Annotated in this window: 13 protein-coding genes; 7 read left to right on the top strand and 6 right to left on the bottom strand. The window is 66.8% G+C overall.

Translation table 11 applies throughout. From position 1 onward, the window contains the following. The first annotated feature begins 138 nt into the window (after nucleotides 1–138). The 4 genes from LVJ94_16315 to LVJ94_16300 all read left to right on the top strand — a co-directional run bounded on the left by LVJ94_16315 (nucleotide 139) and on the right by LVJ94_16300 (nucleotide 5,383). Entirely contained in the window at nucleotides 139–1,467 is a 1,329-nt protein-coding gene (locus LVJ94_16315; protein ID WXB08791.1) for a beta-ketoacyl-[acyl-carrier-protein] synthase family protein, read from the top strand. A gap of 23 nt (nucleotides 1,468–1,490) precedes the next feature. Then, nucleotides 1,491–2,663, top strand: coding sequence for a hypothetical protein (locus LVJ94_16310; protein WXB08790.1), 1,173 nt, complete (start codon nucleotides 1,491–1,493; stop codon nucleotides 2,661–2,663). 63 nt (nucleotides 2,664–2,726) lie between these two features. Further along, the gene (locus LVJ94_16305; GenBank protein WXB08789.1) at nucleotides 2,727–3,965 is read left to right on the top strand and encodes an aminotransferase class I/II-fold pyridoxal phosphate-dependent enzyme; all 1,239 of its coding nucleotides are present in this window, start codon (nucleotides 2,727–2,729) and stop codon (nucleotides 3,963–3,965) included. Between the two features lie 194 nt (nucleotides 3,966–4,159). Next, a complete protein-coding gene (locus LVJ94_16300; protein ID WXB08788.1) occupies nucleotides 4,160–5,383 on the top strand; it encodes a serine/threonine protein kinase in 1,224 nt (407 codons plus the stop codon). Here the strand turns inward: LVJ94_16300 and LVJ94_16295 are convergent. Continuing rightward, nucleotides 5,380–6,174, bottom strand: a complete 795-nt coding sequence (locus LVJ94_16295; protein WXB08787.1) for a bifunctional DNA-formamidopyrimidine glycosylase/DNA-(apurinic or apyrimidinic site) lyase — start codon at nucleotides 6,172–6,174, stop codon at nucleotides 5,380–5,382. The two genes, LVJ94_16300 and LVJ94_16295, sit on opposite strands and share 4 nt — an antisense overlap. Before the next feature lie 59 nt (nucleotides 6,175–6,233). Continuing rightward, nucleotides 6,234–6,953 (bottom strand): hypothetical protein, encoded by a 720-nt coding sequence (locus LVJ94_16290; GenBank protein WXB08786.1) that lies wholly within the window; start codon nucleotides 6,951–6,953, stop codon nucleotides 6,234–6,236. A gap of 83 nt (nucleotides 6,954–7,036) precedes the next feature. On the opposite strand from LVJ94_16290, the gene LVJ94_16285 reads away from it, so the two are divergent. Both LVJ94_16285 and LVJ94_16280 read left to right on the top strand, forming a co-directional pair. Beyond that, the gene (locus tag LVJ94_16285; protein ID WXB08785.1) at nucleotides 7,037–7,681 is read left to right on the top strand and encodes a LysE family translocator; all 645 of its coding nucleotides are present in this window, start codon (nucleotides 7,037–7,039) and stop codon (nucleotides 7,679–7,681) included. A 13-nt stretch (nucleotides 7,682–7,694) separates the two neighbouring features. Further along, nucleotides 7,695–8,186 carry a UPF0262 family protein gene (locus tag LVJ94_16280; protein ID WXB08784.1) on the top strand — a complete coding sequence of 164 codons (492 nt, stop codon included), beginning with the start codon at nucleotides 7,695–7,697 and terminating at the stop codon, nucleotides 8,184–8,186. On the opposite strand, the gene LVJ94_16275 is transcribed toward LVJ94_16280, so the two are convergent. After that, complete coding sequence (locus tag LVJ94_16275; protein WXB08783.1) at nucleotides 8,174–8,515, bottom strand: DUF4870 domain-containing protein; 342 nt, start codon at nucleotides 8,513–8,515, stop codon at nucleotides 8,174–8,176. The two genes, LVJ94_16280 and LVJ94_16275, sit on opposite strands and share 13 nt — an antisense overlap. 47 nt (nucleotides 8,516–8,562) lie before the next feature. Then, complete coding sequence (locus LVJ94_16270) at nucleotides 8,563–9,567, bottom strand: NAD(P)-dependent alcohol dehydrogenase (GenBank protein ID WXB08782.1); 1,005 nt, start codon at nucleotides 9,565–9,567, stop codon at nucleotides 8,563–8,565. Nucleotides 9,568–9,695: 128 nt separating this feature from the next. On the opposite strand from LVJ94_16270, the gene LVJ94_16265 reads away from it, so the two are divergent. Next, on the top strand, nucleotides 9,696–9,986 hold the full coding sequence (locus LVJ94_16265; protein ID WXB08781.1) for a helix-turn-helix transcriptional regulator: 291 nt from the start codon (nucleotides 9,696–9,698) through the stop codon (nucleotides 9,984–9,986). A 6-nt stretch (nucleotides 9,987–9,992) separates the two neighbouring features. Here LVJ94_16265 and LVJ94_16260 read toward each other — a convergent pair whose 3' ends face one another. Continuing rightward, nucleotides 9,993–11,402 (bottom strand): M20/M25/M40 family metallo-hydrolase, encoded by a 1,410-nt coding sequence (locus LVJ94_16260; protein ID WXB10723.1) that lies wholly within the window; start codon nucleotides 11,400–11,402, stop codon nucleotides 9,993–9,995. A 5-nt stretch (nucleotides 11,403–11,407) separates the two neighbouring features. Further along, a complete protein-coding gene (locus tag LVJ94_16255) occupies nucleotides 11,408–12,874 on the bottom strand; it encodes a M28 family peptidase (protein WXB08780.1) in 1,467 nt (488 codons plus the stop codon). Between the last annotated feature and the right edge of the window lie 3 nt (nucleotides 12,875–12,877).

The raw sequence follows: 12,877 nt of genomic DNA, 5'->3' as shown, positions 1-12,877 counted from the left end.
CGCCGCACTTACTGCGAGACTGGCCAGCATGCAAGCGAGCCGCCGAGCGAAAATACCTGCGCACGCGTAGCGTTGTACGCGTCATTTTTTCAGGTCCAGAGATTGCTCATGTCGCGGACCGGGAGCTATAAGCTGCGCGTGACGAACCGACCCTCGAACCTACCCCATGTCGACCCGCAGCGGGTGAACGCTGGAGGTGTCCCACGGGTTTTCATCACCGGCGTCGGCGTCGTTAGCTCGATCGGCCTTGGCAAGGACGAGTTTTTCCGCTCGCTCGGAACGGGGCGGAGCGGGATTTCGCCGGTTGAATCCTTCGACGCCAGCGGACTCGGCCGCACGTACGCCGGCGAAGTGAAACAATTCCGCGCCAAAGACCACCTCACGCAGGCGGAGCTGCGGCGCACGGGCCGTTGCTCGGCGATGACCCTCGCCGCCGCCCGCATGGCCATCTCCGATTCGAACATCGGCGCGACGCACCTCAAAGGCGGCCGGACCGCCGTCGTTCTCGGGACGACGATGGGTGAGGCCAGCATCATCGCAGATCTCGACCATCGCTGGATTCACCGAGGCCCCCAGGCCGTCAAGCGCGCGCTCCTGCCGAAGTACGGGTCGACGCTGTTGCCGATTCACGTGGCGCGGGCCATTGGGGCCCAGGGAATGGTGCTCACCTTGCCGGCCGCGTGCGCGGCAGGCAATTACGCGATTGGCTTTGCAGCGGATTTGATTCGCGCGGGCCGAGCGGACGTGGTCATCAGCGGCGCGGCGGAAATCCTTCAAGAGCTGCAGTACAGCGGATTCGTGCGGCTCGCGGCCATGGCGCAGAATCGTTGCCAGCCATTCGATTTGAATCGTCAGGGGCTCATCTTGGGCGAGGGCGCCGGCGTGCTGGTGCTCGAGTCGGAGGCCCACGCGGTTCGCCGCGGGGCGCATGCTCTCGCGGAGGTCGGCGGTTACGGCCTCTCGTGCGACGCCTACCACATCACGCGGCCCCATCCCGAGGCGGCGGGCAGCATCGTGGCCATGCGCCAAGCGATCGCTCGTACGGGCCTCACGCCGGACGATATCGACTTCGTGAATGCCCACGGCACGGGCACCCGCGCCAACGACACCGCGGAAGCCAAGGTGATGAACGACGTGTTCGGCGATCGGCGTGTGCCCATCTCCAGCGTCAAGAGCATGATCGGCCACTGCATGGGCGCGGCGAGCGCGCTCGAGGCCATCGCCTGCGTGATGACCCTCGAGACGGGCATCTACCCGCCAACGCTTGGCTACGAGACGCCGGATCCCGAGTGCAACGTGGAGCTCGTGGCCAACGTCGCCCGCGAAGGGCGTTCCAAGGTCATCCTGAACAACTCGCTCGCCTTCGGTGGCTACAACGCCGTCACGTGCTTCGCGCGCCCCGGGGTCCTGCCCGAGCCGCCGATCTGCGATCCGCGCGAGGAAGAAACCCTCGCGGCCGCGTCGTAAACGAAAGAAAAGAAGGTAAGACGTTGAAGCCGCGCGCAGTTACCGGACTCGGGGTCGTTTCCGCGGTCGGTGTCGGCAAAGACACCTTCTTTCGCGCGCTGTCCGAGGGTGCGCCGCTGGCCAGTGCCCCGCGCCACCCCATCGAGTCGTTCGACGCGGCGAACTACCCCAATGCACAAGACACCGTCTCCGAGGTGCCAAGCTTCGACCCAACGAAGTACCTCGGCGACAAAGGTCTGCGCACGCTCGACCGGTTGACGAAGCTGCTCGTGGTCGCGGGTCGGTTGGCCATGCACGACGGCGGGTTCAAACGCGACGGTGTGTACGTGCAATCGTCGCCGGAGCGCGTGGGCATCTGCTGCTCGAACGCGTACGGCAGCCTCGAGGCGATCACCGAGCTCGATCGCGTCGCCCAGCTCGAAGATGCGCGGTACATCAATCCGGCCAAGTTCCCCAACACGGTGAGCAACAGCGCCAGCGGCTACGTGAGCATCTGGGAGGATCTGCGCGCGCTCAACGTGTCGGTCTCCGACGGCAACTGCGGTGCGCTCGACGCAGTGGCGTGCGCAGACATTTACCTGGAGACCCGCCGCGCCGATGCCTTGCTCGTGGGCGGCGCCGAGGCCATGAGCGAGGCGCTGTATCTCGCGTTTCGCAGGCTCGGGGTGGTGGGCAAGGGCCCGCGCCTCGGTGAAGGCGCCGCGCTCCTCGTGCTGGAGCCGCTCGAGCACGCCCGCGCACGCAAAGCCAACATTCGCGCCGAGGTCATTGGCTACGGCACCTCGTTCCACGGTCCCGAGGGCGAGGAGCTCATCTTCGCTTCGACGGAAGCCATGGAGAGCGCCATCCGCATGGCCATCGCCGACGCGGGCGTGGAGCCCGGGGACATCAGCGTGGTGGCCAGCAGCGTCTCGGGCATCAAGTCCCACGACGAGGCCGAAACGGCGGCCATCTCGCGCGTGATGGGCGACGTTCCCATCGCCGCCCCCAAGTCGGTTCTCGGAGAAACGTTGGGCGCGGGTGGCGCCATGGGCATGGCCGCCGCGCTCGCCTGGTTCGACGGCGCGACCCCCTCCCCCATCGTGGCGGGCCGCGCCCCGAGCGACGTACGGCACGTGCTGGTGACGTCGATTGGATACTACGGCAATGCGTCCGCGGTGGTGATGCGCGCACCGCGTGATTCCGTGCGCAGCTAGAGTAGGCCCTTACGCTGCTGTTGATGCTGGCGAAAGCCAGAAAACCGTGGCAATTACCGGCCTGTGAGCTGGATAGACGAAAAGGCGCATGCGGGCCTCGCGCAGACACGTCAGGCGCGGGAAGAACAAGTTTACCCCTATTACAAGGAATTCGAGACCGGCGGTCTTCGCACGACCATCGGCGGAAGGCCCGTCGTCAATTTCAGCTCGAACGATTACCTCGGGCTGACGAACCACCCGAAGGTGAAAGAAGCTTCGCTCAAAGCGGTGGAGCGCTACGCCTGCGGGCTCTCGAGCTCGCGCGTGCAAGCCACCACGGTGGAGCACGTGGCGCTGGAGAAGCGCCTCGCGAAGTGGTTCGGATTCGAAGAGTGCCTCCTCTTCACCACGGGCTACCAGGCGATGCTCGGCACCATCGTGTCGCTCGCCGACAAGGACACCACGCTGGTCCTCGATAGCTTCTCCCACGCGTGCATCCTCGACGGGAGCTTCCTCGCGGCGGGCGTGCCGGGGCGCAGCCCGGAGATTCGCTTTTTCAATCACAACTCCGCGAAAAGCTTGGAGCGTATTCTCAAGACGCGCGAGCGCAAGAATGCGCTGGTCATCGTCGAAGGTGTCTATTCACTCGACGGCGACCGCGCGCACATCAAAGAGTTCGTGGAGATCTGCGCGAAGTACGACGCGCCGATCATCGTCGACGATGCACACGGCACTGGCACGTTGGGCACGCGCGGAACGGGCATCCTCGAGGAGCAAGGCCTCATGGGCAAAGTGCCCGTGGTCATCTCGACCTTCTCGAAGACGTTCGGCGGCATCGGCGGCATTCTGTTGGGCACCACGGAAGTGGTGGAACACATCAAGCACTACGCCCGCTCGTTCCTCTTCAGCGCAGCCCTGCCCGTCCCCGTCGTGGCAGCGGCGAGTACCATCCTGGACATGTTGGAGGACAACGGTCCGGCGCTCGTGGCGGAGCTTCACCAGAAGTCTGCGTACATGCGTGGCAAGCTGACCGGCGCAGGGTTCGACCTTGGCTTGAGCAACACCCACATCATGCCGGTGATGTGCCGCGACGACCGCAAAGCGCTCTTCATGCACATGGCGCTGCTCGAGAACGGCATCTTCATGGTTCCGGTGGTGTACCCCGGCGTCAAACACGGCGAGCAACGCTTGCGCCTCAACGTCACCCGCGGGCACACGCAAGAGGACATGGATACGGCGCTCGAGTTCCTCAAGAGCTACGGCGAAGCGTTCTTCGTGCTCTCCGGGGAAGACCTTGGCCCGATGGAACCGCCGGCCACCTGACGCGCGAGCGGACGCGGTACCTGACCGGCAGGTCTCCTGGTAGGTCCGTGTAGCAAATGACCTCGGGTGGTATCAGGCGTGGCATTTTGGCACGCGGGTGCCATCGCGTTCGGGCCCTGCGCCATCGCAAAACGACGACGTAGGGCTCGCGGGCATAGCAGGGCACGTGGGTTGCTCTTCGGCTGCCCAACAGCATGAACGCTCTGCCCGAGACGATGGTCACGCACAACGTGCAGCTCGTGCGACGTCTTGCCGAAGGCGGGATGGGCAGCGTGTGGCTGGGAAGGCACCTCGCGCTGGACATGCCCGTGGCGGTGAAGTTCATGTCGCGGTCGACGTACCTCAATCCCACGTCGGCGGAGGAGCGCTTCACGCGCGAGGCGCGTGCGGCCGCGCAGATTCACCACCCCAACGTGGTGCAGATCTTCGACTTCGGGTGTTCGTCGCTCGACGGCGAGATGCCCTACATCGTGATGGAGTACCTCGAGGGAGAAGACCTCGAACGCTACCTCGAGCGGCAAGGGCCGCTGGAGCCCGAGGACGTCGTGTCCGTGGTCCTCACGGTGGCGAGCGTGCTCGAAAAGGCACACGAATTGGGCATCGTGCACCGGGACATCAAACCCGAGAACGTCTTTCTGCAGGGGCCTGACCGCGTGGTGAAGGTGCTCGACTTCGGCGTCGCCAAGGACGTGCGCGACGACGCCGGCCCGCGGCGCACGACGGAGGACGGCGAGGTCCTGGGAACGCCGTTTTTCATGAGCCCCGAACAATTCGTGAACCCCAAGGGCGTCGACCGCCGGTGCGATCTATGGGCGCTGGCGGTGCTCGCCTACGAATCGCTGCTCGGGCGCATGCCGTTTCCAGGCGATACGCCCACGGCGATTTTCCTCGCGGCCACGCGAGGGACCTTCGAGCTCCCCACCCGCGTGCGCCCGGATCTGCCGCAAACTGTCGATGCTTGGTTTCGCATCGCCTTCGCGACGGATCCGGCGCGCCGCTTCTCTTCTGCGCGGGCGATGGCCGATGCCTTCGCGCGTGCCATCGCCAACAGGCCTCTGGACTCGGACGCGCTCACGCCGCTGGCGACACGTATTGCCCATCTGGAGCGCAAGTGGGACCGCCGGCGCGCCGCGGTCTCGGTGGCATTGGTCGCGGCCGCGGTGGCTCTGGCCGCGTTCTTCGGGCGCGCGCCGATGGAGCCCTCCACGCCGGCGAACGCCGAGCCGGCGCACATCGAGCTCCCGCCGCCGGAGCCATCTCCACCGGCGACGGCGCAAGCCGAGCCTCCGGCGCCGGAACCGCCCCCGCAGGCGGCCGCGCCTTCTCCGCCGTCGTCTGCGCGCTCGCAGCGCGCCGAGGGGGCGTCGCACCGCTCGTCGTCCTCCCGCAACGCGCCGTCGCTCTTCTTCCTGCGTTAGCGGGCGTGCGCCTGGCACGTGCTGCAGAACGTCGTGCTGCGGCCCGCCTGGACGATGCGCACGAACGCGGTCTTGCAGCGCGGGCAGGGTTCCCCTTCGCGGCCGTACACGGAGAAGACGTCGGGGTTGCCGCGCAGGCGGTCGCCCAGCTCCTGATCGAGGGCGGCGCGAAGGGCGCGGCCGAGCGCGCGGACCTGCGCGGACCCGAGACTGTCGCTCGGGGCGCGCGGATCGATGCGCGCGATCCACAAGGCCTCCGTGGCCAAGATGTTGCCGATGCCCGCCAGCACGGCCTGATCCATGAGCACGTCTTTGATGGCGCGCCGGCGGCGCCCGAGCGCAGGCTCGAGGTGCGCCGGTTCGAGCCCGCCGGCCAGCGGATCCGGACCGAGTTCGCGCCACTCGGCGATGTCCTCGCGGCCGAGCACCAGCCGCCCGAAGCGCCGCGAGTCGACGTAGCTCACGGTCCTCACGGCACCGGAGCGCCCGGCGATCTCGAAGCGGGCGCGCTCCCAGCGCGGGGCGGCGGCCTCCGCGTCGAGGCGGCTCCAACTTCCGGTCATGCCGAGGTGCGAAAAGACCCGGGCCCCATCTCGAAGCTCGATGCGCAGCCATTTGCCGCGGCGGGTCACCTTCTGCACCGTCTGCCCGGGCAAGGTCCGCGCGAACGCCGTGCGCGAACTGCCGCGGGCGATGTACGCGTCGAGCACCCGTGCGCTGCGGATTTCTCCGCCGGCGAGCCATCGTTGCAGATCGCGCTTCGCTATCTCGACGTCCGGCAATTCGGGCATATGGCTCAGACTAGAGCACGAGCCCGACGCCGACCCAACATCGACGAGGCGGTACGCCGCTACTTGATCGTGTGCGGCCGAGGCGGGCGCCCCATGAAGACGGTGGAACGACCCGAGCCTTTTCCATTGGGGTGGGCCGGGGCCACCTCGTCGGCGTTCGGATCGTCCGTCAGCGTAAACGTCGGCGGCGGAAGCATGCCGCCTTGCAGCACCTGCGTCTCCGGAATGGGCTCGAGGGGCAGTTGCATCTCGCCCTGGCTCTCGGCGGCGGCAAAGGCTCCCGCGCCCGTGGCGAGCAGGCCACCGCCCAGGGCGACCAACGCAAGCCGGCGCCGTTGGGAGCGCCGCATCTGCATGCCGACCGGACAATCCGACGTGATGACCGTTTCGTCTTCACGGCGATAGAGACGGATGCACAGGTCACCGCGCGAGCGCAAAAGCTCTTCGGCCTCCTCGCGTGGCATCGCCGAGAGGTTGTAGACGTTCCTCTCGCAACGCAGGCAGAAACGAACGCGCCCGTTTCCCTCCATCTCATCCCACGGTGCGTCGCATGGACTCGCCACGCGAACGTGGTCGAGCAAACTTGGCACCGGCGGCGAGGCACCGGGCATGTCGGCGAGAACGGCGCGTGCCTCTTGAAGCTGCCGTTCGAGTTGCTTCTCGCGTTCCTCGAGCCCCGTAAGCTCGCGCTTTCGTTCTCGAATCTCCGAGAGTTCACGCTCGAGCGTTGCGCGGCGTGTCTCCAGGGCCGACAGGTCGTCGCGGAAAGGCATCTTCATTTACCTTTCGATGTGACGCGCGGCCTCGCAAGACGGTCTTGGGAAGATTTTAAGAAGATTTTGCTACAGATGAGAAAGACAACATGGTCGACCCGCGCCTTTTCCTACTTTTCATGCTCACCGGACTCGCACTGAACGTCACACCTGGACCGGACATGCTCTACGTGCTCGCGTGCGGCGTGAAGGGCGGAAAGCGCAACGGGGTCGTTGCCGCCTTGGGCATCGGCGTGGGAGGACTGGTCCATACGGCGCTGGCCGCGGTGGGTCTTTCGGCACTCATCGTGTCGTCGGCCAATGCGTTCGCCGTGGTGAAATACCTCGGCGCGGCCTACCTCGTGTACGTGGGCCTCAAGGCACTGCTGGCCACGCGCGCGCATGCACCGGCCGTCGCCCATTCCGAGGCATCTGGCGTGGAGGTCGAGGCCTCCCGCACCTTCGGCCGAGGTGTCGTCACCAACGTGCTGAACCCGAAGGTGGCCATCTTCTTTCTCGCCTTCGTTCCTCAGTTCGTCGACCCGGCGCGCGGCCACATCGCCGCGCAGTTCGTCATCTTAGGCACCATGTTCTGCATCTCGGGCACCTTGGTGAATGCCATCGTGGGATGGCTCTCGGGCTCGGCGCGGCGGCTGTTCGACACGCGCTCGGGTCTGGCGCGCGTGATGGACCGCGTGACCGGCGCGGTCTTCGTCGCACTCGGGATCCGTTTGGCCTTGGCCAGCCGCAAGTGAGAAAAGGACGAGCATGACCATCCGCGAGATCCGCGTCGACGAAGAGCTATGGCAGCAAACCACCGCCCTGCGCCGCGCCGAATGGCGGGCGACCATCGAAGACCTCGTGCACGATGGGCAACTGTCGCCGAAGTACGACGGATACTTCGTTCTGGTGAAGGTGAGCCCCGACGCCGCGGAGCTCGAGTTCCTCGATGACGAGGGCGAGCTGCGCGGGGCGGTGACCGTTCCCTTCGCGATCACCGCCCATCTTCTCAGTGAGTACTTGCAGATCATCACGCGCATGGACTCCGAGGCCCATGAAACGGGGCGCCTCGAGGCCCTCGACATGGGCAAGAAGGTCGTCCACGACGCAGCGGCGCGCGCGCTCCAGCAAGCGCTTCCCGAGTTGGCCGCGAATCACGCGACGTATCGGAAGCTGTTCTCCATGCTGGTGGCGCTTCAAGTCGACACCACGAAGCTGATTCACGCGCGCGCGCACATGTTCCGCACTCAGGAACCGTAGACGAGCTTGCGCGAAAACTCGCCGACGAGCGGGTACTCGTACTCGACGCCTTGCAGGGTCCTCCACACCGCGATGCCGTGGAAGACCATGAAGACCGGGATGGCCAGCCCGCACGTCACGACGCTGACCGCGGTGCCGGTGAGCGACCAAAGCAACGACTGCAGGGCGTGAAACTCGACGTGCTTCGAGTCGCCCTTTTTGATCAGGTAAACGAGAAGCGGAGCGAGCAGCCAAGCAACGAACGTTCCACCGTGGGCAAGAAGGACTGCAAGCTTGTCCGTGTTGGAGGCGTGATGGGCGTTGTAGGGCTGATGGCTGAACGTGTTCATTTCCCTGATTCTTCGATCGAAGGGACGTCGAAATTTCAGCCGGAATTTCAGAGGCGAATCACGACCTTGCCGAAGTGCTGGCCGCTGGCGAGGTACTCGTAGGCTTGTCGGGCTTGGTCGAACGCGTACGTGCGGTCGACGACAGGTTTGATGGCGGAGGCGGCAAGGGCGCGGTTGAAGGCGTCGAACATGGCGACCGAGCCGACGTAGATACCTGCGACCCGTGCGGCCTTATGAAAGATCGCGTAGGTGTTCACCTCGCCCTTGATGCCGGTGAGCACGCCGATGAGGCTCACGGTGCCGCCGTAGCGCAGCGCCGCCACGGATTGATCGAAGGTGCCCGGGCCGCCGACTTCCACGGCGATGTCCACGCCGCGCCCTTGCGTCAACGCGAAGGCCGCCTCGCCCCATTTCGGGTTCGCCTTGTAGTCGAGGACATGATCGGCCCCGAGCTGCTTCGCGCGCTCTCGTTTCTCGGCGCTCGACGACGTGAGGATCACGCGCGCCCCGGCAGCCTTGGCCAACTGCAGCGCGAAGATGGAGACGCCGCCCGTGCCTTGAACGAGCACGGTGTCGCCGGCCTGCAGGCTCGCCGAGCGGAAGAGCGCATTGAAAGCCGTGACGCCGGCGCACGGGAGCGTCGACGCTTCGTCGAAGGAGAGATGCTCGGGGATGCGGACCCACGCGGATTCGTGGAGCACCACCTCCTCGGCGAGCATGCCGTCTTGGCCGCCGCCGAGCGCCTTGGGGTGGTGCTCGCCGGCAAACTCGCCGTCCAGCCACGTGGGAAAGAAGTTCGCCGACACGCGATCACCCTTCTTCCACCGGGTGACGGCGCTTCCGACCTCGAGCACCTCGCCGGCGCCGTCGGAGGCGGGGACGATGGGTTCGCTGCGCTGGGCCGCGGAGCCGGCCACCTTGAGATCGCGGTAGTTCAGGGAGACGGCCCGAACGCGAACGCGGATGTCGTTCGGGGCGAGTTCGCGGCGTTGGCGCTCGACCAACGTGAGGGCGTCGAATCCTTCTTTGGGCTGAAGTTCGTAGGCTTTCATGGCCCTTATTTCGGGGCTATAGATAGATTGTGCAAGTACGTACAAATTTAGCCGATACTACCCAAAATGATACCAAGGAGGGCGGCCGTCGGAAGACGCGCGGCGACGATCGCACCACCGGATGCGCGGTGGAGGCTACGTTGAGCGTCATCGGTGGACGCTGGAAGGGCGTGGTGCTCTTCCAGTTGCTCAAAGGAAAGAAGCGCTTCGGGGAGCTGCGGCGTCACCTTCCGAACTGCACGCAGCGGATGCTCACCTTGCAGCTTCGCGAGCTCGAGGAAGACGGCTTGGTGAAACGCACGGTCTTCCCCGAGGTGCCGCCGCGGGTCGAGTACGAGCTCACGCCGTTCGGCCACACGTTGGAGTCGATTCTCGTGGGGATGCGCGAGTGGGGCGAGAAGTACAAGACGCGCCTCTAGCCGCCGTCAGCGACGCGATGGGGCATCCAGCTCCGCGGCGGCGTACGCGGTGATGGCGTAGGCCGCGACGACCTGCGGAAGCGCGCTCGGATCGATGTGCGTGAAGACGTCGCTCTTGGCGTGGTGCACGTCGAAGTATGCGTTCATATTCTGGTGCAAGCGAACGACGGGCACGCCCTTGTCTTGCAGCGGCTGGACGTCGGCGCCGCCGTCTTCCAGTTCGCCGGGCCACGCTTCGATGCCGAGGGGCGCGAGGAACGAGGCGATGCGCGCCACCGGTACCGCCCGCGCGGGGGGGACATGCGCGCGGAAGCCGAGGACGCGGCCTTCGCCGGCATCGGCCTCCATGGCCAGCACGATGTGCTCGACCTCGTTCGCATGGGTGCGTGCGTAGGCCGCACCGCCCATGGCGCCGATTTCTTCCGCGGCGAACAAGACGACCCGCACGGTGCGGCGCGGGGCGTGTTTGGCCAGCAGGCGCGCGGCCTGGGTGACGATGGCGCAGCCCGCAGCGTCGTCGGTAGCGCCCTCGCCCACGTCCCATGAGTCGAGGTGCGCGCCCAAAAGGACCACTTCGTCGGGGCGTTCGCGCCCGCGGATTTCGCCGACCACGTTGGCCGATTCGGCGTCGGGCGAGGTTCGCGCGGCCACCTCGAGGTGCACCTTCGCCTTCGGATCCTGCTTCAGGGTGTCGCGCAAAAGATCGGCACTCGCCCCGGATACGGCCACCGAGGCCAAGGTGCGGCTATGGGTGTTGCCCGTGTGCGGGAGGCTCGAATCGGTCGCGAGCGATCGCACGATGAGGGCCGCGGCACCGCGGTCGGCCGCTACCTGCGATCCGAGAACGCGCGACGACCATGAGCGGCCATAGCCAGAGCCATCGCGATCGCGCGCGGTGGGAACATCGAGGAAGAGCACTTTGCCGGCGAGCGCGTTCGGCCCGAGGGCCTCGGCCTCCGCGAGCGACGACGCACGCACCACCTCGGCATCGACCCCGCCCGCCGGCGTGGCCGCACTCCCGCCGAGCGCGAGGAGCTCGAGCGGGAGCTTCTTCCCTTTCGCGGCGAGAATGGCCCCCGCAGCGGGGCCACGCTCCCAGTGTTTGACCGTCACGATCTCGCGATGCACCGAGGCGAACCCTTCGGCGACGAGTCTCTTTTCGGCCCAGGCGACGGCCTTCGCGTCGTTCGATGACCCCGCAGGCCGCGCACCCACGTCGCGCGTGAGATCGCGAATGAAGTCCAACGCCGCATGCGAGGCGAGTGCATCGTCCCGCAGCCTCGCGATGCGCTCGTCGAGCGACGACCGCGCGGCCCGAGTCGCGTCGTCCGCGGCCTCCGCCTGGGACGGCGGAGGGGACGAATGCGTGCAAGATGCAATCAGTGCGAGCAAGAGCGTTGCTGCAGGCGGGCGCATGGCGCTCACCAGTGTGCCTTGGGTCCCTCCGGAGCGCGACCCAAGGTTTCATCCAGCTCCGCAGTGGCGTACGCCGTCACGGCATAGGCGGCCGTGGCCTGGGTGAGCGCCTCTTGATCGATATGCTCGAAAACGTCGCTCTTCGTGTGGTGGATATCGAAGTACTTCGTCATGTCCTGCCGGAGCTGGAACACGGGAACGCCTTTGTCGTGGAGGGGCGAGACGTCCGTCCCCGCGCCTGCCACGTGGGAATCGTGCTCCACGCCGAGCGGCGCGAGAAACGAAACGATGCGCGCGACGGAGGGCGCGTGCTCCGGTCGGACAGCGGCTCGGAACGCATATGCGCGCCCTTCTCCGGCGTCGGCCTCGAAGGCGACGATGATTTTCTCCAGCTCCGCCGCATGCGTTTCGGCGTACGTCGTTGCGCCAGGGGCGTCGCCCAGTTCTTCCGAGGCAAAGAGCACGACGCGCACGGTACGGCGCGGGGCGTACTTCGCCGTGAGCCGCGCGGCCTCGGCGACGATGGCGCAGCCGGCACCGTCGTCGCTGGCGCCCTCGCCCACGTCCCACGAATCGAGGTGTGCGCCCAGGAGCACCACTTCGTCCGGGCGCTCGCTGCCGCGGATTTCGCCGACGACGTTGGCCGACTCCACGTCGGGCAGCATCCGGGCGGTCACGTCGAGATGCACCTTCGCCTTGAGGTCCGCCGCGAGCGCATCGCGCAGGGCGTCGGCGCTCGTGCCGGCGAGAGCCACGGAGGGGAGCCCCGCGTGGGCCGTCGTTCCGGTGTGAGGCACGGCCGGATCGGGTGAAATGGAGCGAATGACCATGGCCACCGCGCCGCGTTCGACCGCCACCTGCGAGCCGGCATAGCGCGCGCCCGCCGAGTGCCCATAGCCCGAACCATCGCGCGCACGCGCCGTCGGCACGTCGAAGAAGAGCACCTTGCCGGCGAGCTCCTTGCGGCCGAGCGCCTTCGCGGCCTCCAGCGATTCCACGCGCACGACCTGCGCATCGAGCCCGCCCTTGGGCGTGCTCCCGCTGCGCCCGAGCGCGAGGAGCTCGAGCGGCGTTCGTTTGCCCTTCGAGACGATGGCCCCCGTCGCGGGCCCGCGCTCCCAATGCGAAACCATGGCGCGCTCACGGTGCACGTTGGTGAAACCTTCCGCGGTGAGCCGCTGCTCCGCCCACGCGACCGCCTTGGCATCGTTGGCCGATCCGGCCAGGCGCGCCCCCACGTCCCGTGTGATGGCCCGCACGAAGTCCACGGCGGCGTGCGAGGCAAGTGCCTCTTTCTGCAATTCAGCGATGCGCTCTTCGAGGGAGCGCTTCGCCGGCTTGGCCGGCGCGGGAGCCGCCGTGGTGCCTGCGACGTGCGAAGCAGGGGTCGTCGTCGGCGCGCTAGAAGGAGAAGGCGATCCGCAAGCTGCGGCAGCAAAGGCGAGGATCGGAAAGATAAAATGGTGACGCATGGT

This window comes from Sorangiineae bacterium MSr11367 (genome assembly GCA_037157805.1).
Lineage (GTDB): Bacteria > Myxococcota_A > Polyangia > Polyangiales > Polyangiaceae > Pendulispora > Pendulispora rubella.
Note: the sequence above shows the minus strand (reverse complement) of the source record. Positions and strands in the feature narration are given on the sequence as shown.